We start from the raw sequence: 22326 nt of genomic DNA, 5'->3' as shown, positions 1-22326 counted from the left end.
CGTTTCACCCGCGCGAGTGACCTACGCGGGGTTTGGTTTGGTTGGTTGGTTTTTTCCCCGGGTTCTTAGGTCTTTTACGGCCCGCAGCCCCGGCTGCGGAGCGGCCGCGTCACGTGTTCCCCGGCTCCGGTGCGAGGTGCGCCGATGGCCCGGCCGTATCGATTTCGGCCCACACCGTCTTGCACGGCACCGGCCCCTGCCGCACACCCCAGCGGTCCGCCAACTCCTCGATCAGCAGCAGCCCGTAGCCGGACTCGGCCGACCCCGGGGCGACGGCCCGCGGAACGGGCAGCGCGTCACCACGCGTATCGGTGACCTCGATCCGCAGAACCCCCTCGGCCGTCACCGCGATAGCCAGCCGGAAGCTCCGCCCGAGAACCCGGCCGTGCAGCGCGGCGTTCGCCGTCAACTCGGCGACGATCAACCGGGCGGGGTCCAACGGCATTCCCCAGGAGCGCAGCTGCTCGGTTGCGAGCAGCCGGCCGAGGCGGGCGCCGCGCCGGGTCGAGGAGAGAGGCACGCAGAACTGCCGCGCCGGAAGGTGGAGGGTGGAGATTCGCTCGTTCACGTCACTCAGCGTGTCCGCACGTGTTTAGCCTGTGAAGAACGGCGGCCCGTGCGGACGGAGGCTGTCCGTGCCGTGTCCGGGCGCGTCCGGGCCGTACGGGGTGAGTGGTGACGGGACGACGGCTTACGTGAGCGACTGGGATGCGGGGCTGGAGGACGACGAGGCCGGGGCCGTGATGCGGACGGTCTCACGGCAGCTGAAGCTGTGGCGGGAGGCGGCCGGCCTCACCCAGGCCGAGTTCGGGGCGGCCATCGGGTACGGGGAGGAACTGGTCTCCTCGGTGGAGCGGGGACGGCGGATTCCCCGGCCGGAGTACCTGGACGGAGCGGACGAGGTGTTGGGGGCGGCCGGGAAGATCGCCGCGCTCAAGCAGGACCTGGCGGAGGTCCGGTACCCGAAGAAGGTGCGGGACCTGAAGAAACTGGAGGCGGATGCCGTCGAGCTGTGCGCGTACAACAACTCCGTCGTCCATGGGCTGTTGCAGACGAAGGAGTACGCACAGGCGGTCTTCAGCGCTCGTCGGCCGCCCTTCACCGCAGAAGAGTTGGACCAACGGCTGGCGGCCCGAGTCGCTCGTCAGGGGATCGTCGACGAGACGACCGCTCGGCCTGTCTTCAGCTTTGTCCAGTGCGAGTCGACGCTCCGTCGGCCCATCGGCGGCAGGATGGTGATGCGAGCGCAGCTGGAACGCCTGCTGGAAGTCGCCGGGTTCTGCAACGCCGACCTCCAGGTACTGCCGCTCGGGCGTGAGCAGAACTCCGGCCTCGCCGGGTCGTTCAGGTTGCTCAGACTGAAGGACGGCACCACGGTCGGACACGTGGAGGTGCAGCACATCAGCCGAGTGATCGTGGACCCGAAAGAGGTGCAGCTCCTCGATATGCGTTATGGGATCATCCGGGCACAGGCTCTCGACCCGCGGGAGTCGACGGCCCTCATCGAGAAAGTGCTGGGAGAGACATGAAGCTGGAGTGGATAAAGAGCAGCTACAGCACGGACGAGGGCCCCGACTGCGTAGAGGTGGCCACCCCCGACGAGACCCACGTCCTCGTCCGCGACTCCAAGAACCCCACCGGCCCCCGTCTCACCCTCACCCCCGACGCGTGGGCGACCTTCCTGCCGTACGCCTCCGCCGACTGACGGACTGCGCACACGGCCCGCCACCCGGGGCCGGGTAGCGGGCCGCACGTACGCCGTGACTCACCTGCTGGAGCCTCCTCCGTACGAAAGGGAAGTCGCAGACCTACGGTTTCTCGGACCGGGGCAGCCGACCCAGGTCGTTCACAGGCTCCTGACGACCCGGGCCCTGCCCTGCGTGCGGAAGCCGAGGGCGTGACGGTAGATCTCGGGCATGCGGTAGCGCCCGTCGGCGTCCCTGGTAAGGGCGCCCCACTGCTCAAGGGCCTCCACACCGTCGCTGGCCAGATCCACATCGGATGCCTCGAACGGCATTTTCACCGACTCCGAGAAGCTCGACATGCTACGCAGCAGCTTTCCCAGGCGCGGATTCTCCTGGTTGATCTCCTCGATCTTGGCCCGGCTGCACTCCCCCAGCGCTCGGCGCATGGCCGTGGGAGTCAGCACACGGTCGGACCATCGGCTGTCCCCCACAGAGGCCTTGGCCGCCTCGCACAGGAAGCGCACCACGTCGCGAGCCTGGATCTGCTCCTTGAAGTCCGCGAGGGCCGCGGGCACCCACCGCTCGGTCCACGCCTCACGGGAGGCGTCCGTGCCAAGCTTCGCCCCCCACAGCGGAAGCAGGGCCTGGACGATCTCCTCATAGCCCATATCCGCGATCGACCGCGCCGGTTCGGTGACGGCACGCGCGTTCACCGCCACCCACAGGGACAGCCGCAGCGCGTCCTCGGCGTCCCAGCGCAGTTCGTAGGGTGAGTAGCGGTCGAGGAACTGCCCGAGATTCTGCCGGATCGCGGTGCGGACCAGGTCCTGCCGCACGAACACCACGAGTCCGAGCGAACGGCTGCGCAGCTGGCGCAGCCAGGCAGGGACCTCGATGAGCAGGGTGCGCAGGGCGATGCGCTTGGATTCCGTGTCCGGCGACTCCAGCCAGTCCTCTAGGCCGTCGATGACGAAAAGAGAGCCGACGGAGTCATACCGGTTGAGTGCGAAGAGGAACTCGTCGGCGCGCTGGTCTCGTGCCGCACCAGCCGCCCAGGCCAGACACTCCAGCCAGCGGTAGGTCCAGAATTCAGGGTCGTCCGCCCGTTCGTCGCGCAGACCGGAGTTGAGATGGCTGCGGAGCTCGCCCGCAGTGATGCCGGTACCGTCCGCCGCCAGGTCACGCAGGTGCTGCGGCGACGCCACGCCTTCCCTCGGCTCCGCCATGTTGGCGGGGTCGAGGACGGGTACGACCCGCGCCGACCGCTCAACACGCTGGTCGTTCTCGGCGGCGAAACCCTCCCAGGTCTTCTGGGCACACATGCGCGCGAAGGTGAACGTCTTACCGGAGCCCTTCGCACCCACCACGACCGCGACCGGCAGGTCCGTGCTGTGATCGGTGATCAGCCGGCGTACCGGCTCGGTGGTGAGAAAACCGAGACCGGCGTCCATTCCGCGCTGCTCAGCGAAGACGAGGCGTCCCGCGCTGTCCTTCAGCGCGCGTCGGCGACTGTCAAGGGTGTCCGGCTCCTCGGCGGGCGCGGCGGACGGCGTCGTACCAGGGGCGAACTCCACCAGCAGGTCTGGAAGGCCGCAGCGGCGCACGACCTCCGTGACCGCGTCCCAGCTCTGCGGCAGTGCCAGCAATTCCTCACGGAACGGGCTCAGCACCGGTTCTGTCAGGACTTGCTCGTCGACCGCCAGATCGTCCGGGGGGAGCCCGTCGGAAGACGTCCCGGGCAGGGCGATGGTCGACGCAAGCGCCGCCGAAAGCCGTGTGCAGGCCTGCTCAGCGTGACCGTCGTGGACGTCAAGCCGGTATTGGGTGACGATGGCGCCCGGCGTGGGATCGGTCCCCGCTACCGCCGGCGACTGCAGACCGAGCTGCCGGATCAGCGCCTCGGTACCCTGGAGTGACTGGCTGCTGATCGTGGTGACGAAGACCCGCATGACGCGTGGGTCCAGCAGGATCGGAGCGGCCAGTTCAGAAGCGCCCGCCCGCAGATCGAGGACGACCGTGTCCGCGTCGGCGGCGACAGCCAGCGCGGCGAGGGACTCGCTCAGGAAGTACGGCGACCGGTCCTCGGTCAGGAGATCCGCAGGGGCGATCCTTGGCGGGCCGAGCCGCGTCCGTCGACTGGTGGGCAGGACCGTCACGCATCCTGTGCCCGGATACCTCGACACCCGCTGGTTGGGCAGGTAGGCGGCGGCGATCTGTACCGCCTGCGTCGGATCGCCCTGCTGGGCGGAGTGCAGGAGGGCGAGGACGTCCTCGTACGCGATGTCGCAACGCCCTCCCTGCGCCTGGTACATCCAGGTGACGCCGGGTGCCTCCAGATCTGCGTCTACGAGCAGCACGTGCTGTCCCCGCATGGCGAGGTGATCGGCCAGCGCCACAGCATGCAGCGTGCGGCCCACGCCGCCCTTAAAGGAGTGGAAGGCGATCAACTGCCTGCCATCGGCGAACTCGGCGGCCTGCGGGCGCGGCAGCGCCTCGCCCAGCTCCCGCGTGACACGACGTTCCCTGAGGCTGGGACGGCGTGTGATGCGCTCTGGCTGCGCGGCCTCGACCAGCCGCACCTCCAGCGCGTCCGGAGCGTGGGAGCTGGGGCGGTCCAGACCCAGTTCCAGAACACCGCCGCGCTCCGCGGTTGAGCCGAGCCCGAACAGCGCGTCCAGCCACTCACGGACCTCCGCGTCGGTGACGTTAGGAAGCACGGTGAGTTCCAGGCCGTCCCACCAGGCGTCGGCTTCCAGCAGCCACACGGGCCACTCACCCTCCACTGCGGCCTGGGCCAGTTGGGAGTCGACGTCGACCCAGGTGAAGAGCTTGCCCGCCATCACGCTCACGTTCCCTTCCTGGCGTCGTTCAGAAGCGACTTCAGGGCTTCCAGCGCCGCTTTCTGATCATCCGCTCGCAGCTCCGCACCATAACGCCACGCCTCGTGCAGTTCATGGCACTCGACCCAGGTACCACCCCTGTGCCGACGGCACCTCAACGGGTCGGGCCCCGGCCCCGGGTCTTTGAGGTTCAGTGCCTTGGCCAGGCGGCGCAAATCGTGCGACCGCAGATCCTTCGGCAGAGCGGCCGTGTCGTTGCGGTTCAGGACGCTCCGCAGCAATTCGGCCTTCAATCCGCACTCGACCGCGTAGAAGAGCAGCAGGCCGCTTGCCGCCCTCTCTCCAGCCTGCTCCGCCGCCTGCGCCTGCCGCCCCAGTCTGTCGCGGCTGCGGCGCAGCTCGCTCACCCCCACGTCGACCATTGGGCCAGACTACTGAGCGGGAGGGGGCGCCAGGAACGTCTTACCGACACCTCGCAAGCCCCGCAGACACCCGCACAGGAAAACACGCCCCGTACCGCAGTACGGGGCGTGTTCGCCGGGACCGGGCGTCGGCCCCACTCCGAGAACCTCGCGTGAGCCTGACGGCGCGAGCCTCACGGCGTAGACCTCACGTCGTCGAGCGGCGCCTGCGTGCTCCCGGCCGGCGTTCGCTCGGCCGGGTCACCGGGTCGCCCGCCTCCAGGGCGGCGGCGCGGCGCTTCATGCCGAAGTCGGCCAGGGCCTCGGCCAGCTTGTGCACGGACGGCTCCGGGGCCATGACGTCGACCCGCAGGCCGTGTTCCTCGGCCGTCTTCGCAGTGGCGGGGCCGATGCACGCGATCACCGTCACGTTGTGCGGCTTGCCCGCGATGCCGACCAGGTTGCGGACCGTGGAGGACGAGGTGAACAGCACCGCGTCGAAGCCGCCGCCCTTGATGGCCTCGCGGGTCTCCGCCGGCGGCGGCGAGGCCCGTACGGTCCGGTAGGCCGTGACGTCGTCGACCTCCCAGCCCAGCTCGATCAGACCGGCCACCAGGGTCTCCGTGGCGATGTCGGCGCGGGGCAGGAAGACGCGGTCGATCGGGTCGAAGACCGGGTCGTAGGGGGGCCAGTCCTCCAGCAGGCCGGCCGCCGACTGCTCACCGCTCGGCACCAGGTCGGGCTTCACGCCGAAGGCGACCAGCGCCTTGGCGGTCTGCTCGCCCACCGCGGCCACCTTGATCCCCGCGAAGGCACGGGCGTCGAGGCCGTACTCCTCGAACTTCTCGCGGACCGCCTTCACCGCGTTGACGGAGGTGAACGCGATCCACTCGTAGCGGCCCGTCACCAGGCCCTTGACCGCCCGCTCCATCTGCTGGGGCGTCCGCGGCGGCTCCACCGCGATCGTCGGGACCTCGTGCGGCACCGCGCCGTAGGACCGCAGCTGGTCGGAGAGCGACGCCGCCTGCTCCTTCGTGCGCGGCACGAGCACCTTCCAGCCGAACAGCGGCTTGGACTCGAACCACGACAGCTGGTCGCGCCGGGCGGCGGCACTGCGCTCACCGACCACGGCTATCACCGGCCGGCCGCCGTCCGGCGACGGCAGCACCTTCGCCTGCTTCAGCGTCTGCGCGATCGTGCCGAGCGTCGCCGTCCAGGTCCGCTGCCGGGTCGTCGTACCGGCGATCGTCACCGTCAGCGGGGTGTCCGGCTTGCGGCCCGCCGCGACCAGCTCGCCCGCCGCGACGGCCACGGAGTCCAGGGTCGCCGACACCACCACCGTGCCGTCGGACGCGCCCACCTCCGCCCAGCACCGGTCGGAGGCGGTCCGGGCGTCCACGAACCGGACGTCCGCGCCCTGCGCGTCCCGCAGCGGCACACCGGCGTACGCGGGCACGCCGACCGCCGCCGCGACACCGGGGACGACCTCGAAGGGCACCCCGGCGGCCGCGCAGGCGAGCATTTCCTCCGCCGCGTACGTATCAAGTCCCGGGTCCCCGGACACCGCACGGACGACCCGCCTGCCGCCCCGCGCGGCCTCCATGACAAGATGAGCGGCATCCCGAGCAGCAGCGGGGACAGCGGCGGGTGTTGACGTGCCGTCAACGACCGTCAGCTGGGGCGTGCCCGTGCCCGGCGGGGACACCGGTGAGGAGTCCGCGTCCGTCGGCACCACGGAGACGCCCTGTCGGGCGTGCGTCCGGATGACGTCGAGCACCTCGTGCTCGGCGACCAGGACGTCCGCGTGCGACAGCGCCTCCACGGCGCGCAGAGTCAGCAGTCCCGGATCTCCGGGTCCGGCACCGAGGAAGGTGACGTGCCCGTGTTCCGGACCGGCGGCAGGAAGGGCGGTGGGGCTCACTGTGCTCGCTCCCCCATCAGACCGGCCGCGCCCTGGGAGAGCATCTCGGTGGCGAGTTCGCGACCGAGTGCCCACGCCTGGTCGTGCGTCTGGGGCACGGGACCGGTGGTGGACAGCTGCACCATGCGCGTGCCGTCGGTCGTGCCGACGACGCCGCGCAGGCGCATTTGCTTGACAATGTGCCCGTCGGCCAGAAGGTCGGCCAGCGCGCCCACAGGGGCGCTGCAGCCGGCCTCCAGGGCGGCGAGCAGTGACCGTTCGGCGGTCACGGCGGCCCGCGTGAACGGGTCGTCGAGCGCGCCGAGTGCCGCGATGAGCTCCGCGTTGCCCGCGGGACACTCGATCGCCAGGGCCCCCTGGCCGGGGGCGGGCAGAACCGTGTCGACCGACAGGAAGTCGGTCACCTCGTCGATCCGGCCGATCCGGTTGAGTCCGGCGGCGGCCAGCACGACCGCGTCCAGCTCGCCGTCGCGGACGTACCCGATGCGGGTGTCGACGTTGCCCCGGATCGGGACCGTCTCGATGTCCAGGCCGTGGGCGCGGGCGTACGCGTTCAGCTGCGCCATGCGGCGCGGCGCACCGGTGCCGATGCGCGCTCCGCGCGGCAGGTCGGTGAACTTCAGCGCGTCCCGCGCGACGATCACGTCCCGGGGGTCCTCGCGCACCGGTACGGCGGCCAGGGCCAGCTCCTCGGGCTGCGCGGTCGGCAGGTCCTTGAGCGAATGAACCGCGAAGTCCACCTCGCCCCCGAGCAGCGCGTCGCGCAGCGCCGTGACGAACACGCCGGTGCCGCCGATCTGCGCGAGCGCCTCCCGGGAGACGTCGCCGTACGTGGTGATCTCGACCAGCTCGACGGGCCGCCCGGTCACCCGGCGGACGGCCTCCGCCACCTGGCCGGACTGGGCCATGGCGAGCTTGCTGCGCCTGGTCCCCAGCCTCAAAGCCTTCTCACTCATGCCGGTCGGTCCTTCGTCTGTGTACTGTCCCCGGCCCGGGAGACGGCGGCCACCGTCTCGGGGTCGAGGTCGAACAGGGTGCGCAGCGCGTCCGCGTACCCGGCGCCGCCGGGCTCGGCCGCGAGCTGCTTGACCCGTACGGTCGGCGCGTGCAGCAGCTTGTCGACGACGCGGTGCACGGCCTGGCGGATCTCGCCGCGCTGGCGCTCGTCCAGGTCGGGCAGGCGGCCGTCGAGGCGGGCGATCTCACCGGCGACGACGTCGGCGGCCATGGTGCGCAGCGCGACCACGGTCGGCGTGATGTGCGCCGCCCGCTGTGCCGCGCCGAAGGCCGCGACCTCGTCGGAGACGATACGCCGGACCTGGTCCACGTCGGCCGCCATCGGGGCGTCGGCGGAGGCTTCCGCGAGCGACTCGATGTCCACCAGGCGGACCCCGGCCAGCCGGTGCACGGCCGCGTCGATGTCGCGGGGCATGGCCAGGTCGAGCAGGAAGAAGAAGGGCGCGGGCCGCTCGGCGACCGGTTCGGGCCTGCGCCGCTCGGGGATCCGGCCGACGGTGGCCACGGTCGCGGCGAGCGCGGTGATCAGCTCGGCGTCCGTCTCGGGCGTACGCCGCTCGCGGCGGTCCACCGTCGTGCCCTTGTCGACCCAGGCCGCGTGCTGCTCCAGGGTGGCCGCGTCCAGACCGGCCACGGCGGCCTCGCCCATGACGGAGAAGCCGGGCTGTACGGCGGCGAGGTCCAGCGGGCAGTTCTCGTCGGCGCCGATGCCGGCGGGGCGCGGCGGGACGGCGGGCCGTCCGGCCGTGCCGCCGGTGTCGGCGGCGGGCTGCCCGGTGCGACCCTCGACCGCCTGCGCGACCGTCTCCGCGGTGAGCACCAGACCCGTCGCCCCGGTACAGGAGACGACGACGTCGGCACGTGTCAGCTCGGCGGCTACGGCGTCCATCCGTACCGCGCGGGCACTCACCCCGGTGTCCCCGTCCTCGGTGAGGATCCGGGCGAGCCGCTCGGCGCGGTCGAAGGTGCGGTTGGCGACGACGACCTCGGCGACCCCGGCACGCGCGAGGGTCGCGGCGGCCAGCGACGACATCGACCCGGCGCCGATGACGAGGGCCTTGCGGCCGCTCGCCCAGTCCGGCACGTCCCCGCCCGCGGCCAGCTGCTCCAGGCCGAAGGTGACCAGGGACTGGCCGGCGCGGTCGATGCCGGTCTCGGAATGGGCGCGCTTGCCGACCCTGAGGGCCTGCTGGAACAGGTCGTTCAGCAGCCTGCCCGCGGTGTGCAGGTCCTGGGCGCGGGCCAGGGAGTCCTTGATCTGACCGAGGATCTGGCCCTCGCCGACGACCATCGAGTCCAGACCGCAGGCCACCGAGAACAGGTGGTGGACGGCCCGGTCCTCGTAGTGCACGTACAGATAGGGGGTCAGCTCTTCCAGGCCGACGCCGCTGTGCTGGGCGAGCAGCGTGGACAGCTCGGCGACACCGGCGTGGAACTTGTCCACGTCGGCGTACAGCTCGATGCGGTTGCAGGTGGCGAGCACCGCGGCCTCGGTGGCGGGCTCGGCGGCGACCGTGTCCTGGACGAGCTTGATCTGGGCGTCCGCGCCGAGCGCGGCCCGCTCCAGCACGCTGACCGGTGCGCTGCGGTGGCTCAGTCCGACGACGAGGAGGCTCATGCCGGCATCACGGCGGGGACGTCCCCGTCGGGTCCCTGGTCGGCGGACTTCTCGCGGGTGGCGGCGGGCAGCGCGCCGTCGCCGGCGGCGGTCTCCTCGCCGGCCTTGCGCTGCTCGTGGAAGGCGAGGATCTGCAGCTCGATGGAGAGGTCGACCTTGCGCACGTCGACGCCGTCCGGGACGGACAGCACGGTGGGCGCGAAGTTCAGGATGGAGGTCACGCCGGCGGCCACGAGCCGGTCGCAGACCTGCTGGGCGGCACCGGCGGGGGTCGCGATCACGCCGATCGAGACGCCGTTGTCCTTGATGATCTTCTCGAGGTCGTCCGTGTGCTGGACGGGGATGCCGGCGACCGGCTTGCCGGCCATCGCCGGGTCGGCGTCGATCAGCGCGGCGACCCGGAAGCCACGGGAGGCGAAACCGCCGTAGTTGGCCAGGGCGGCGCCGAGGTTGCCGATACCGACGATCACGACCGGCCAGTCCTGGGTCAGGCCGAGTTCGCGGGAGATCTGGTAGACGAGATACTCCACGTCGTAGCCGACACCGCGCGTTCCGTAGGAGCCCAGGTACGAGAAGTCCTTGCGCAGCTTGGCGGAGTTGACCCCCGCCGCCGCGGCCAGCTCCTCGGAGGAGACCGTGGGGACCGAGCGCTCCGACAGTGCGGTCAGGGCTCGGAGGTACAGCGGAAGCCGGGCGACGGTGGCCTCGGGAATCCCTCGGCTACGGGTCGCCGGTCGGTGTGTTCGGCCAGTTGCCACGGTGCTCCTGCGGGTAGAGCGGGGCTGCAGGCGGTCATACGTCCCCAGACCGCCCCGTCGACAGCAGGCTATGTCTTTGTGAACGCGTGCACAAAGATGGTGTCCGATTTGCCCGGCAGAAGTGACCGGGGTCACGCGGGTTTCGCGCCCTCGCCCGGAACCGGTGCCTACGCACCGCCGCTCCTTCATTACTGGGGGCAAAACCGCACACACTCCTCACGAATCCCGCCCCCGAGACCAAACCGCCGTCGATCCTAAGCGACTTTCCGGCCAGTTTGGACTACTCGGTCAGTGCCCGCCGCAGCCGCTCCTCGTTCACGCGCCAGAAGGTGTGCTGCTCACCGTCGATCAGCACGACCGGGATCTGCTCCCAGTAGCGGTCGTACAGCTCCCGGTCCTCGGTGATGTCCTTCGGCTCCCACGGCACACCGAGGTCGCCGCACACCTTCTCGATCACCACCTGCGCGTCGTCGCACAGATGGCAGCCGGGCTTGCGGACGAGCGTGACCTGCCGCGCGCGCGGCTCGGACCTGCGTCGGAAGAGGGGACTCATGCGGGCCATTCTCGCGCGCTCCGTGCCCATTCCGGATCGCTTCTTTTACGGCCCGGTCAAGCAGAGTTCACACCGCGCCCACCTTGCGGCGCCGGAACCGCCGAACCGACTGGCTATGCTCACGTCATGGCCGCTCTCGGATGGCTCACTCCCCGTAGGCGCTCCGCCACGGCGCGGAGCGTGTTGGCAGGCGAGGCCTCGGCGGAGGCCGCCCGCAAGTCCTCGCAGGAGGCCCCGCCCACCACCCCGGAGGAACCGCAGTTCCCGGTGATGGGCGACGACCGGGCCGCCGCCTTCTTCGACCTCGACAACACGGTCATGCAGGGCGCCGCGCTGTTCCACTTCGGCCGGGGACTGTACAAGCGGAAGTTCTTCGAGACCCGCGACCTCGCCAGGTTCGCCTGGCAGCAGGCCTGGTTCCGGCTGGCCGGCGTCGAGGACCCCGAGCACATGCAGGACGCCCGTGACTCCGCGCTGTCGATCGTCAAGGGCCACCGGGTCGCCGAGCTGGAGTCGATCGGCGAGGAGATCTACGACGAGTACATGGCCGACCGCATCTGGCCCGGCACCCGCGCCCTCGCCCAGGCCCACCTGGACGCCGGCCAGAAGGTGTGGCTGGTCACCGCGGCCCCGGTGGAGATCGCCCAGGTGATCGCCCGCCGCCTCGGCCTGACCGGCGCCCTCGGCACGGTCGCCGAGTCCGTCGACGGCGTCTACACCGGCAAGCTGGTCGGCGAGCCGCTGCACGGACCTGCCAAGGCGGAGGCGGTGCGCGCGCTGGCCGCCGCGGAGGGCCTGGACCTCTCCCGCTGCGCGGCCTACAGCGACAGCCACAACGACATCCCCATGCTGTCCCTGGTCGGCCACCCCTACGCCATCAACCCGGACGCCAAGCTCCGCAGGCACGCCCGCGAGCAGGACTGGCGGCTGCGCGACTACCGCACCGGCCGCAAGGCCGCGAAGGTCGGCATCCCGGCCGCGGCGGGCGTGGGCGCGGTCGCCGGCGGCACCGCGGCGGCCATCGCCCTGAGCCGCCGCCGCCGGTAAGCCCTGAACCGGTCCCTCCCGCACGTCCCGTTCCGGTCCCGCGCGCACGGAATTATGCCGCGGCCACTTCAACACGCCCTGTACCTCACCGAAACCGGCACCATTCCGGTCAACAACCGATCATCTTGTGGCACTTGACCTGGCATCAAACGGCTATAGATGCGACGCAATCGATGATTTGAGCAACTCGGTGTAGCAGGGCCTGTACGAAGCGTTATTCTCCTCAGACGCATACCGGTACCCCTCCGTCGCTACGACGGGTGAAAGGTCCCGCACTGCACGTGATGGAAGCTCTGCCTCTGGGAGTCCCGTGTACCCACACGTCGGGGTTGACGCCTCGGGCCTGGCTACGCTGCGCGCAAGGATCGCGACGGTCAAAGAGACGCTGCGCGGCTTCGTCCCCCCCGCGTACGCCGTCCCGGCCTTCGCCGCCGCGCCCGCAGGCCCGTGCTACGCACTGGCCGACGGCAGCGCCGCCGTCGGCAGACGAGGGCGTGCCACCGGCGCGGCCACCGCCCGCCGCCCGGCCGCCGACAGCGACAGCGCCCGGATGATGGACCTGGTCGAACGCGCCCAGGCGGGGGAGGCCGAGGCCTTCGGACGGCTGTACGACCAGTACAGCGACACCGTCTACCGCTACATCTACTACCGCGTGGGCGGCCGGGCCACCGCCGAGGACCTCACCAGCGAGACCTTTCTGCGGGCGCTCAGGAGGATCGGCACCTTCACCTGGCAGGGCCGCGACTTCGGCGCATGGCTGGTGACGATCGCCCGGAACCTGGTCGCCGACCACTTCAAGTCCAGCCGCTTCCGGCTGGAGGTCACCACCGGCGAGATGCTCGACGCCAACGAGGTCGAGCGCTCCCCGGAGGACTCCGTCCTGGAGTCCCTGTCCAACGCCGCCCTGCTCGAAGCCGTACGGCGGCTCAACCCGCAGCAGCAGGAGTGCGTGACGCTCCGCTTCCTCCAGGGCCTCTCGGTCGCCGAGACCGCCCGGGTCATGGGCAAGAACGAGGGCGCCATCAAGACCCTGCAGTACCGCGCCGTCCGCACCCTCGCCCGGCTGCTGCCGGACGACGCCCGCTGAAGCCCGCCACCCAGGGCAACGTCCAACTCACGTCCGGTGAAGCAACGTTGCCTCTTCAGAACCGTTCATCCGCCGTCCGTAACCCAAGTGCCGCGCCAGTCGTTGTGCGGGATACAGGCTCCCTGTGGTCACGTCCTGGCCGACCTTGATCGCTCGATCGGGTGGAAGTGGTCGTGGGCGTGCAACCCTCAGGACCCCCTGGGGAGTCGACCGTCATGACGAGAGGAGGTGCCGCCAGTGATCGCGAACGTATCGGCGCACCGGCGGGCGAACGCCTTCGCCCAGGCCCTGGAGGAGCAGTCCGACCGGGACACGGCGGCCGAGCAGTCCGCAGCACCGGCGGAATCACCGCCGGCCACCGAGGAACACACCGAACGGGGCACACTGCTGGCCCTGGCGGCGGGACTCGGCGCACTGCCCAAGCCGCAGCTCGACCCGGAGGTCAAGGTCGTCCAACGGGCCCAGCTGGTGGCCGCGATGGAGGCCATGCTCCAGGAGGGAACCGGGGCGGCGGATGCGTCGGTACCGGAACAGCGGTCCCACCGGGCCAGGGGCGCGCACCGGGCGAGCCCGCTGGGCAAACTCCGCCCGCGCACCAGACTGACCAAGGGCCTCGCGGCCGGCGGGCTGAGCGTGGGCGTGGCCGCCGGGGCCTTCGGCGGCGTCGCCGCCGCCAGCTCCGACGCCCTGCCCGGCGACTCGCTGTACGGCCTGAAGCGCGGCATCGAGGACTTCAAGCTCAACTACCTGAGCGACGGCGACGACCAGCGCGGCGAGACCTACCTCGACCAGGCCTCCACCCGGTTGAGCGAGGCCCGCCGGCTGCTGGAGCGCGGCCGGGGCGGCCACCTGGACCACGAGTCCATCGGTGAGATCCGCCGCACCCTGGCCGGGATGCAGCACGACGTCACCGAGGGCCACCGGCTGCTCCACGCGGCCTACGAGGCCGACCCGGAGTCCCTCGGCCCCATCCAGACGCTGTCCGCGTTCTCCAGATCCCACCGGGAGGCCTGGAGCGCGCTCAGCGACAGGCTGCCCGTCCAGCTGGGCGACGTCAAACAGCAGGTGTCCTCGGTCTTCGACGCCATAGACGAAGAGGTCGCCCCGCTGCAGTCCCTGCTCCCGCAGCCACCCGCACCGCCGGGCGGCGGCAGACACCCGGGCAGCTCCGGCCCGGCGTCCACCGGCTCCTCCGGCAGCCACCGCTCCACCGAGCCCAGCTCCTCCGGCAGCACACCCTCCGCCGGCAAGCACAGCGGCACCGGCACACCGAGCGGACCGGCCACCGGAAGCAGCGGTGACGGACTCATCGGCGGCGACACGGGCGGCCTGCTCGACCCGCCGCGGACCGGGTCGGAGGGCGGCAGCTCCCCGTCCGCCGGCAAGTCCCCCACGGGCCAGCCGGACGTCACCATCCCGCCGCTCATCCCGGACCTGCTCCCGGGCCTGGGCATCGACGGGCAGGACGCGGACTAGCGCGGGCACGGCGACGGCACCGGGGGCGCCCCTTTCCGAGCGGGGGCGCCCCCGGTGCCGGACGTCAGAAGAACACGGAGCGCCGCTGCACCAGCAGCTTGTACAGCGTGTGCTGGATCTGCTCCCGCACCTGATCGGTCAGGTTGAACATCAGCATCGGATCCTCCGCCGCCTCCGGCGGATAGCCGTCCGTCGCGATCGGCTCGCCGAACTGGATCGTCCACTTGGTGGGCAGCGGGATCGCGCCCAGCGGACCCAGCCACGGGAAGGTCGGCGTCAGCGGGAAGTACGGGATGCCCAGCACCCGGGCCAGCGTCTTGGCGTTGCCGATCATCGGGTAGATCTCCTCCGCCCCGACGATCGAGCACGGAATGATCGGCGCGCCCTGCCGCAGCGCCGTGGAGACGAAGCCGCCCCGGCCGAACCGCTGCAGCTTGTACCGCTCGCCGAACGGCTTCCCGATGCCCTTGAAGCCCTCCGGCATCACTCCGACCAGCTCGCCCTGCCCCAGCAGCCGTTCCGCGTCCTCCGCGCAGGCCAGCGTGTGCCCCAGCTTGCGGGCCAGCTCGTTCACCACCGGCAGCACGAACACCAGGTCGGCCGCCAGCAACCGTAGGTGCCGGCCGGCCGGATGGTGGTCGTGCACCGCCACCTGCATCATCAGCCCGTCCAGCGGCAGCGTCCCGGAGTGGTTGGCGACGATCAGCGCGCCGCCCTCGGTCGGGATGTTCTCGACGCCCTTCACCTCGACCCGGAAGTACTTGTCGTACACCGGCCGCAGCAGCGACATCAGGACCTGGTCGGTCAGCTCCTCGTCGTACCCGAAGTCGTCGACCTCGTAGTCCCCGGTGAGCCGGCGCCGCAGGAAGGCCAGTCCGGCCGCCACCCGCCGCTCCAGGCCGCCGTCCCGCCCGCCGGTGTCCGGCGCCTCCGGCGGCTCCTCCTCGCGGCCCACGGGCCCGTCCTCCTGCGCCCGCTCCCGGCCGGGCAGGGGCTGCACGGCCCCGATCTCGCCCGGCTCCCCGAGCGCGCCGCGCCGGATCCCCGCGCTCCGGCGCCGCGCCGGGCGCTGTGCGGCGCCCCCGCGGGACCGGTCGTCGTCGAACGGAATGACCTTGGCGTCCGCCATCGTTGCCGCTCTCCTCAGTTGGCGCCGTGCGTCTGGGGTTGGCCGCCTGCCCGCGCGGTCAGCGCGGCGAGCCGGTCCACGGCTCCCGCGAGAGTCTGCGGCGGCAGCAGCCCGGGGGCCTGGCCGCGCGCGAAGTCGGCGAAGGCCTCGGCCGTCGTGTAGCGGGGCGTGAAGCCCAGCGTCTCGCGCATCTGGACGGTGTCCACCACCCGTCCGTGGGTGAGCAGCCGGATCTGCTCCGGCGAGAAGTCCGTCATACCGAGCGTACGGACCAGGGAGCCGGCCCAGGTGACCGCGGGCAGCAGCAGCGGCACGGTGGGCCGGCCGAGCCGCCGGGAGCACTGCGAGAGCAGCAGCACGCCGTCCCCGGCGATGTTGAAGGTGCCGCTGTTGAGGGTGCCCCGGCGCGGTTCGTGCGAGGCGAGCCGCAGCACCTCGATCACGTCGTCCTCGTGCACGAACTGCAGCCGCGGGTCGTAGCCGAGCACGGTCGGCAGCACGGGCAGCGCGAAGTACGAGGCGAGCGGGGTGTCCGCGGCCGGCCCGAGGATGTTGGCGAACCGCAGCACGCACACGGCGACGTCCGGCCGCCGCCGCGCGAACCCGCGCACGTACCCCTCGACCTCGACGGCGTCCTTCGCGAAGCCGCCGCTGGGCAGCGACTTGGGCGGGGTCGTCTCGGTGAACACGGCCGGGTCGCGCGGCGCCGCGCCGTAGACGTTCGTACTGGACTTCACCACCAGCCGCCGCACGGCCGGCGACTTCTGGCAGGCGCCGAGCAGCTGCATGGTGCCGATGACGTTGGTCTCCTTGACCGTGGCCCGGCTGCCGCCGCCCAGCGCCGTGCCCGTCACGTCCATGTGGACGACCGTGTCGGCGCCCGTCTCGGCGAGCACCCGGGCGATCGTCGGCTGCCGGATGTCGGCCTGGATGAAATCGGCACCGCCCAGGTGGTGCGCCGGCGGTACCGCGTCCACCGCGATGACACGGTCGACCTCCGGGTCCCGCTGGATCCGCCGTACGAACCGGCCGCCCAGCTGCCGGGCCACTCCGGTGACGAGCACGATCCTTCCCAAGATCAGCGCCTTCCTTCCGCGTAACCGGTATCCCGCGTTCCCGTGTGCGGCCAACCTAGCCGGTCGATGTCGCGCTGTGACGACCCCAGGTGCGCGAGGTGACGGATTTTCCCCCTTCGGAATATGCCGGGACCGCCGGAACATGCCTGTGGCCCCCCACCGGTTCCGGTGGGGGGCCACAGCCGTCACGCTCTCGCGGCGCCGCTTACTTCTTGTTACGGCGCTGAACGCGCGTGCGCTTGAGCAGCTTGCGGTGCTTCTTCTTGGCCATCCGCTTGCGCCGCTTCTTGATAACAGAGCCCACGACTACCCTCGCTCACTTCTCATCACTCGGTTGTTTGGGCGCCATGGGCCCACACGACCTACGAGGGGCTAGCCTACCCAACCGAGCGCCGAGGTCGTAATCGAGGGGGCACCCCCTGATCATCCGGGGGTGACCGTCAGACCGTCTCCACCCCCACGTAGCTGTCGCGGAGGTACTCGTGTACCGCTTGCTCCGGGACGCGGAACGACCGTCCCACCCGGATCGCGGGCAGATGACCGCTGTGCACCAGGCGGTACACGGTCATCTTCGACACTCGCATCACCGAGGCGACTTCCGCCACGGTAAGGAACTGAACCTCGTTCAGAGGCCTCTCGCCAGCTGCAGCCATGACACACCTGAACCTTCCGCACTCGACGGCCACCGGCTTCCCCTTCCGGTGACTCTTCGTCGTTGCGTGCTCACTCCCCAGACTAGGGGCGGGTGATGCGAGTGGGGAAGAGGTGCACCCATCGGCGGCCTACTGTGACAGACATGCTCGATTGAGCACGTAGCGGGCCAGCGGTCCGTAGTGAGCAGACCGCACTGCGTCATCAACCGGAACGACGACGGACACCCGCCCCTCGGCCTCCCCGACGAACAGCGCGGGATCGTCGGTGTCGGCCAGCCCGATGGCCTCGAACCCCAGCTGACCTGCACCGCAGACCCAGCCGTGGTCCCCGACGACCAACTCGGGCAACGGCCCGCCGGCGTCCGCCGCGGCGTCCAGCGCGACCCGAACCGGGAGGGGCGAGTGGGTGTGGGAGCCCGGCTCACAACCGGGGCGCCCGCTCGCCGGTTCCCGCACCAGGGCAACCCCTCGTACGTAGTCGAGACGATGGGTGCGTAGGCCGAACCGGGTCAATATGTCGACACGGCGACCCTGCGCCGGTGTGAGGACCTCACATCCTGCCGTCGACAGAGCGTCCGCGAGGACGGCGTAGAAACCCAGCAGCCGGTGCGGGTGCCCGGTGCCCAGCAGCACGGGCGCACCGCGCCGGGCCGCCTCCCGGAGCCGCCCCGCGAAAGCGTCCAGCGCGGCAAGCGTCCGGTCGGGATCGATCACATCCGGTCCGGATGTGTACTGCGGATCGGCCGAAACCCCACACCTGTCCGCCATCAACCCGAGCAAGTCCCGGACCTGCCAGGCGCCTTCGGGATCGATCCCGATCAGCACCCGCGGATCCCGGGCGGCGAACAGCCGGTACCTGCGCAGGCTGTCCTCCCGCGGCGTCGCCACGACCCCGGCCAGCCGAGCGGCCACCAGATGCGCACGGAGACGGGCGGCGGTCCACACGGATGCGATGGTGGCCGACGGCGGGCGGGGCCGGGGCGGAAACCGGGGAATTCCGCACGGTTGGCCTAATCGGCGCCCCTGATCGGCGGCCCTGATCGACGTGCCTGATCGGAGGCCCCTGATCGGCGCCCCTAGGGGAGCAGCCCCCGCAGCGGGAACGCCGCCCGCCGGGTCGCCAGTACCGCCTGGTCCACGCGGTCGGCGGGGTCGTAGCCGTCCTCCCACGTCCCGTACTCCACCGGCCACCGCCCGTCCGTCATCCGCTGCGGCCCCAACTGCCGGGTCCGCGCGAACACTGCCCGGCGCCACTCCTCCGGGATCATCGCCTCCGGCGCCACCGGCCTGCCCGCCGCGATCCCCACGAGATGCGTCCACGACCGCGGTACGACGTCCACCACCGCGTAGCCACCCCCGCCCAGCGCGACCCACCGGCCGCCGGCGTACTCGTGCGCCAGCTCGTGACACGCCACCTGCACCGCCCGCTGCGCGTCCAGCGAGACCGCCAGGTGCGCGAGCGGGTCCTCGAAGTGCGTGTCGGCCCCGTGCTGGGAGACCAGCACCTGCGGCCGGAACTCCGCGAGCAGCTCCGGGACCACGGCGTGGAAGGCCCGTACCCACCCCGCGTCCCCGGTCCCGGCCGGCAGCGCCACGTTGACCGCGGCCCCCTCCCCCGCGCCCGCCCCGGTCTCCTGCGGCCACCCGGTCTGCGGGAACAACGTACGGGGGTGTTCGTGCAGCGAGATGGTCAGCACCCGCGGGTCCTCCCAGAACGCGGCCTGCACCCCGTCCCCGTGGTGCACGTCCACGTCCACGTAGGCGACCCGCTCGGCCCCCAGCTCCAGCAGCCGGGCGATCGCGAGCGAGGCGTCGTTGTAGATGCAGAACCCGGACGCGCCCCCCGGCATCGCGTGGTGCAGCCCGCCCGCGAAGTTCACGGCGTGCTCGGCGTCACCCCGCCACACCGCCTCGGCCGCGCCCACCGACTGGCCCGCGATCAGCGCGGACACCTCGTGCATCCCGGCGAACGCGGGATCGTCGGCCGTACCGAGCCCGTACGACCCGTCCGCCCCCGCCGGATCCGCCGACGCGGCCTTCACGGCGTCGATGTAGTCCTCCCGGTGGACCAGCCGGAGCGTCGACTCGCCGGCCGGCTTGGCCGCGACGACCTCCAGTTCCCGGTCGAGCCCGAAGGCACCGACCAGCCGGCGGGTCAGCTCCAGCCGGACCGGGTCCATCGGATGGTTCGGACCGAAGTCATAGCCCGTTACTGCCTCGTCCCACATCAGCTGTGCGCGGCCGCTCATGCCCGCCACCGTATCGGTCCGGTTGAGCGGCGAACGACCTGGCGTACCCCAGTGTCACCAGGACCAACACCATCGGCACGAGCATGGCCCCCCGGTAGCTCCAGGCGTCCCCGAGCGCCCCCACCAACGGCGACCCGATCAGGAAGCCCACGTAGTTGAAGATGTTCAGCCGAGCGATCGCCGCATCGGAGGCATGCGGGAACAGCCGCCCGGCCGCCGCGAACGTCTGCGGCACCAGCACACAGAGCCCCAGCCCCAGCAGGGTGAACCCGAGCATCCCGATCCACGCGCCGGGCGCCACGGCCACCACCGCGAACCCGCCGGCCGCGACCAGTGCCCCGAGCCGGACGACGGCCGCCGCCCCGAACCGCCGCACCCCGAGGTCCCCGAGCGACCGCCCCACCAGCGTGGTCACCATGTACACGTTGTACGGCACGGTCGCCAGCTGCTCCGAGCTGCCCAGCACGTCCTTCAGGTACTTCGCGCTCCAGTTGGAGACGGTCGAGTCCCCGATGTAGGCGAAGGTCATCACCAGGCACAGTGGAAGCAGCAGCTTGAAGACGACGCTCCCGCGCTCCCCGTGCTCCTCCGCCACCGGTGCCGGTGCCGGCTCCCCGTCGACGTACCACCGGCTGCCCGCCAGCGCCGCCGGCAGCAGTACGGCCACCACCGGCAGGTACGACACCCACAGCGCCAGGTCCCAGTGCGCCCCGGCCCATGCCAGCGAGGCCCCGAGGATCCCGCCCAGGCTGTAGACCGCGTGGAAGCCGAGCATGATGCTGCGCCCGTACGACCGCTGGAGGCTGACCCCGAGCATGTTCATGGACGCGTCCAGCACCCCCACCGCCAGGCCGAAGACGCCCAGCGCCACCGCGAGCACGGTCACCTCCCCGTGCCCGCCCGCCCCGACGCCGAGGAGCGCCAGCAGCACCACCGGCTGGGACCAGCGCAGCAGCCGGCTGGGCCGTATCCGCTTCACCAGCTGCTCGGTGGTCACGCTGCCCACACCGGCGAGGATCGGCACGGCGGCCAGGAAGACCGGCAGCAGCGCGTCGGAGACGCCGTACCGGTCCTGGATGGCCGGGATCCGCGTCACCAGCAGAGCGAAGGCGACGCCCTGGGCGAAGAAGCCGAACGCCAGCGAGGCCCTACCGCGCCGCAGCACATCAGTCATGGCGGCGAGAGTAGGGCCCCGGGCTACCTGTGGGTAGATCCAGCCAAAGATGAATTGGCCTCAACTTCGGTCTTGGAGTCCCGCGTTCAGGCGGCGACGGCCGGCGTGGGCTGCTGTGCCCGGCCGGCCTCCACCTCGGCCTCCAGCATCCGCTCCATCGGCCCGGCGGCCAGGCCGCCGCCGACCACGAACCCGATGGCCATCGCGCCGATCAGGATGACGGTGCCCAGCCACACCATGGTGTCCACCGGGACGGTGTAGGCACCCACAGCCCGCACGAGGCACTCGGTGAGCAGGGCCAGCCCCCACACCACGGAGAACGCCCGCTCCTTGGACCGGAAGGCCGCCGACCCGGCCGCCGCCCCGGACACCAGCCGCTCCCAGGCGGCCTCCTTGGCGACGTCGCCCTTCACCAGGAAGGGCTTCATACCGGCGGTCATCATCGGCTTGCCGAGCCGGACGGAGACCAGGATCCCGATGGCGACCGTGCTGCTGACCGCGCTGTCCTTGGCCAGCATCAGCCGCGGGTCGCCCGAGACGAAGCTCAGCAGCAGCGAGACGACGTTCACGACGAGGATGAGACCCGCCAGCGCATTGGTCGTGCGCTCCTTCAACAGGCCCCACACCGTCCGCACCGCGGGCACCACGCTGCTCCAGGCGAGCGCCGCGAAGGTGCTCATTCCGAAGGCGTCCTTGAAGAGGTAGTAGGAACCGAGCGGCACCGCCACATCGATGAGCAGCGGCTTGAAGTTGTCGAACGCGCTCGGCTGCCGGTCCTGGTTCCCCGTGTTCTTCGTCATGCCCTCAGCTTCCCGCGCGGGCGGGGTCCCGCAGTAGAAACGATCGTCCGGTGCTCCGCATGACAAATGTCAGCGCGGGCCGGCGACCGGGGTCATACCAGCAGAACAGCCAACTCGCCCAGGTCCGCGAACAATCGGCCTGCACCAGCGAGCCGCGCCGCCGGTGTCATCGCGGTGAACCCGAACACGTCCATCCCGGCCGCCACGGCCGCCTGTACGCCCAGCGGTGAGTCCTCCACGACCACGCACCGCTCGGGGGCCACGCCCATCCGCTCGGCCGCGTACAGGAACAGGTCCGGCGCCGGCTTCCCCCGCCCCACGTCCTCCGAACTGAAGATCCGCTCCTCGGGGAACCACTGGTCGAGCCCGGTCGTCCGATGCCCGACCCGGATCCGCGCATGACTCCCGGAGGAGGCCACGCAGTACGGCACCCCGTCCGCGGCCAGCTTCTCCAGTACGCCGGTCACCCCGGGCACGGGCTGCAACTCCCGCTCGAACGCGGTGAACACCCGCTGGTGGAAGACCTCGTCGAATTCCGCCGGCAGCCGCTGGCCCGTCCGCTCCAGGATCAGCTCGTGGATCCGGTGCATCGCCGACCCCATGTAGTCGCGGACGGAGTCCTCGTAGGAGGTGGGATGCCCCAACTCGGTCAGATAGGCGGCCAGGAGCCGGTTGGATATGGGCTCGCTGTCCACGAGGACACCGTCGTTGTCGAAGATGACGAGGTCGTATCTCATGAAGTCACCCTAAACGCAGAAAACCCCCGCACCGAAGTGCGGGGGTTTCCTCAAAAATTGTTCGGCGGTGTCCTACTCTCCCACAGGGTCCCCCCTGCAGTACCA

The 22326-nt window shown here is 71.1% G+C and carries 22 protein-coding genes; 5 read left to right on the top strand and 17 right to left on the bottom strand.

Going from position 1 to position 22326, the window contains the following annotated elements; translation table 11 throughout:
- Positions 1-109: 109 nt before the first annotated feature.
- The gene (locus IG05_RS0129775) at positions 110-577 is read right to left on the bottom strand and encodes an ATP-binding protein (RefSeq protein ID WP_420707638.1); all 468 of its coding nucleotides are present in this window, start codon (positions 575-577) and stop codon (positions 110-112) included.
- A gap of 118 nt (positions 578-695) precedes the next feature.
- On the opposite strand from IG05_RS0129775, the gene IG05_RS0129770 reads away from it, so the two are divergent.
- The gene (locus IG05_RS0129770; RefSeq protein WP_030347128.1) at positions 696-1529 is read left to right on the top strand and encodes a helix-turn-helix domain-containing protein; all 834 of its coding nucleotides are present in this window, start codon (positions 696-698) and stop codon (positions 1527-1529) included.
- Positions 1526-1705 (top strand): DUF397 domain-containing protein, encoded by a 180-nt coding sequence (locus IG05_RS0129765; protein WP_030347127.1) that lies wholly within the window; start codon positions 1526-1528, stop codon positions 1703-1705. Before IG05_RS0129770 ends, IG05_RS0129765 begins: the two co-directional genes overlap by 4 nt.
- A gap of 141 nt (positions 1706-1846) precedes the next feature.
- Here IG05_RS0129765 and IG05_RS0129760 read toward each other — a convergent pair whose 3' ends face one another.
- From IG05_RS0129760 to IG05_RS0129730, 7 genes are all read right to left on the bottom strand, one after another.
- Positions 1847-4525 carry a KGGVGR-motif variant AAA ATPase gene (locus IG05_RS0129760; protein ID WP_030347126.1) on the bottom strand — a complete coding sequence of 893 codons (2679 nt, stop codon included), beginning with the start codon at positions 4523-4525 and terminating at the stop codon, positions 1847-1849.
- A 5-nt stretch (positions 4526-4530) separates the two neighbouring features.
- Positions 4531-4947, bottom strand: a complete 417-nt coding sequence (locus IG05_RS0129755) for a hypothetical protein (protein WP_030347125.1) — start codon at positions 4945-4947, stop codon at positions 4531-4533.
- Positions 4948-5134: 187 nt separating this feature from the next.
- Positions 5135-6847, bottom strand: a complete 1713-nt coding sequence (locus IG05_RS0129750; RefSeq protein WP_030347124.1) for a uroporphyrinogen-III synthase — start codon at positions 6845-6847, stop codon at positions 5135-5137.
- The gene (gene hemC, locus IG05_RS0129745) at positions 6844-7803 is read right to left on the bottom strand and encodes a hydroxymethylbilane synthase (protein ID WP_030347123.1); all 960 of its coding nucleotides are present in this window, start codon (positions 7801-7803) and stop codon (positions 6844-6846) included. Before hemC ends, IG05_RS0129750 begins: the two co-directional genes overlap by 4 nt.
- Positions 7800-9482 carry a glutamyl-tRNA reductase gene (locus IG05_RS0129740; protein ID WP_030347122.1) on the bottom strand — a complete coding sequence of 561 codons (1683 nt, stop codon included), beginning with the start codon at positions 9480-9482 and terminating at the stop codon, positions 7800-7802. The genes hemC and IG05_RS0129740 overlap by 4 nt, the downstream gene beginning before the upstream one ends.
- Positions 9479-10240, bottom strand: coding sequence for a redox-sensing transcriptional repressor Rex (locus tag IG05_RS0129735; protein WP_030347121.1), 762 nt, complete (start codon positions 10238-10240; stop codon positions 9479-9481). The genes IG05_RS0129740 and IG05_RS0129735 overlap by 4 nt, the downstream gene beginning before the upstream one ends.
- A 280-nt stretch (positions 10241-10520) precedes the next feature.
- Positions 10521-10793: a glutaredoxin family protein gene (locus IG05_RS0129730; protein ID WP_030347120.1), complete on the bottom strand. Its 273-nt coding sequence runs from the start codon at positions 10791-10793 to the stop codon at positions 10521-10523.
- Positions 10794-10919: 126 nt separating this feature from the next.
- On the opposite strand from IG05_RS0129730, the gene IG05_RS0129725 reads away from it, so the two are divergent.
- The 3 genes from IG05_RS0129725 to IG05_RS0129715 all read left to right on the top strand — a co-directional run bounded on the left by IG05_RS0129725 (position 10920) and on the right by IG05_RS0129715 (position 14403).
- On the top strand, positions 10920-11840 hold the full coding sequence (locus tag IG05_RS0129725) for an HAD family hydrolase (protein WP_078894588.1): 921 nt from the start codon (positions 10920-10922) through the stop codon (positions 11838-11840).
- Between the two features lie 310 nt (positions 11841-12150).
- The gene (locus IG05_RS0129720; protein ID WP_030347118.1) at positions 12151-12927 is read left to right on the top strand and encodes an ECF subfamily RNA polymerase sigma factor, BldN family; all 777 of its coding nucleotides are present in this window, start codon (positions 12151-12153) and stop codon (positions 12925-12927) included.
- 237 nt (positions 12928-13164) lie between these two features.
- Positions 13165-14403 carry a DUF5667 domain-containing protein gene (locus tag IG05_RS0129715; RefSeq protein ID WP_030347117.1) on the top strand — a complete coding sequence of 413 codons (1239 nt, stop codon included), beginning with the start codon at positions 13165-13167 and terminating at the stop codon, positions 14401-14403.
- Positions 14404-14467: 64 nt separating this feature from the next.
- Here IG05_RS0129715 and IG05_RS0129710 read toward each other — a convergent pair whose 3' ends face one another.
- The 9 genes from IG05_RS0129710 to IG05_RS0129675 form a co-directional block, all read right to left on the bottom strand.
- Positions 14468-15532, bottom strand: coding sequence for a lysophospholipid acyltransferase family protein (locus IG05_RS0129710; protein ID WP_030347116.1), 1065 nt, complete (start codon positions 15530-15532; stop codon positions 14468-14470).
- 14 nt (positions 15533-15546) lie between these two features.
- Positions 15547-16608: an NAD-dependent epimerase/dehydratase family protein gene (locus IG05_RS0129705; RefSeq protein WP_030347115.1), complete on the bottom strand. Its 1062-nt coding sequence runs from the start codon at positions 16606-16608 to the stop codon at positions 15547-15549.
- Between the two features lie 205 nt (positions 16609-16813).
- The gene (locus tag IG05_RS45830) at positions 16814-16912 is read right to left on the bottom strand and encodes a 30S ribosomal protein bS22 (protein ID WP_003948845.1); all 99 of its coding nucleotides are present in this window, start codon (positions 16910-16912) and stop codon (positions 16814-16816) included.
- A 136-nt stretch (positions 16913-17048) separates the two neighbouring features.
- The gene (locus IG05_RS0129700; RefSeq protein WP_158712621.1) at positions 17049-17261 is read right to left on the bottom strand and encodes a helix-turn-helix domain-containing protein; all 213 of its coding nucleotides are present in this window, start codon (positions 17259-17261) and stop codon (positions 17049-17051) included.
- Between the two features lie 129 nt (positions 17262-17390).
- Positions 17391-18206, bottom strand: coding sequence for a phosphatase (locus IG05_RS0129695; RefSeq protein WP_030347113.1), 816 nt, complete (start codon positions 18204-18206; stop codon positions 17391-17393).
- A 131-nt stretch (positions 18207-18337) separates the two neighbouring features.
- Complete coding sequence (locus IG05_RS0129690) at positions 18338-19510, bottom strand: acetoin utilization protein AcuC (protein WP_030347112.1); 1173 nt, start codon at positions 19508-19510, stop codon at positions 18338-18340.
- Complete coding sequence (locus tag IG05_RS0129685; RefSeq protein WP_030347111.1) at positions 19461-20684, bottom strand: MFS transporter; 1224 nt, start codon at positions 20682-20684, stop codon at positions 19461-19463. Before IG05_RS0129685 ends, IG05_RS0129690 begins: the two co-directional genes overlap by 50 nt.
- Positions 20685-20770: 86 nt before the next feature.
- On the bottom strand, positions 20771-21484 hold the full coding sequence (locus IG05_RS0129680; RefSeq protein ID WP_030347110.1) for a VC0807 family protein: 714 nt from the start codon (positions 21482-21484) through the stop codon (positions 20771-20773).
- A gap of 92 nt (positions 21485-21576) precedes the next feature.
- Positions 21577-22221 carry an HAD family hydrolase gene (locus IG05_RS0129675; protein ID WP_030347109.1) on the bottom strand — a complete coding sequence of 215 codons (645 nt, stop codon included), beginning with the start codon at positions 22219-22221 and terminating at the stop codon, positions 21577-21579.
- Between the last annotated feature and the right edge of the window lie 105 nt (positions 22222-22326).

Origin of the sequence: Streptomyces sp. NRRL S-1022 (assembly GCF_000720135.1) — a bacterium.
Classification (GTDB): Bacteria; Actinomycetota; Actinomycetes; order Streptomycetales; family Streptomycetaceae; genus Streptomyces.
Note: the sequence above shows the minus strand (reverse complement) of the source record. Positions and strands in the feature narration are given on the sequence as shown.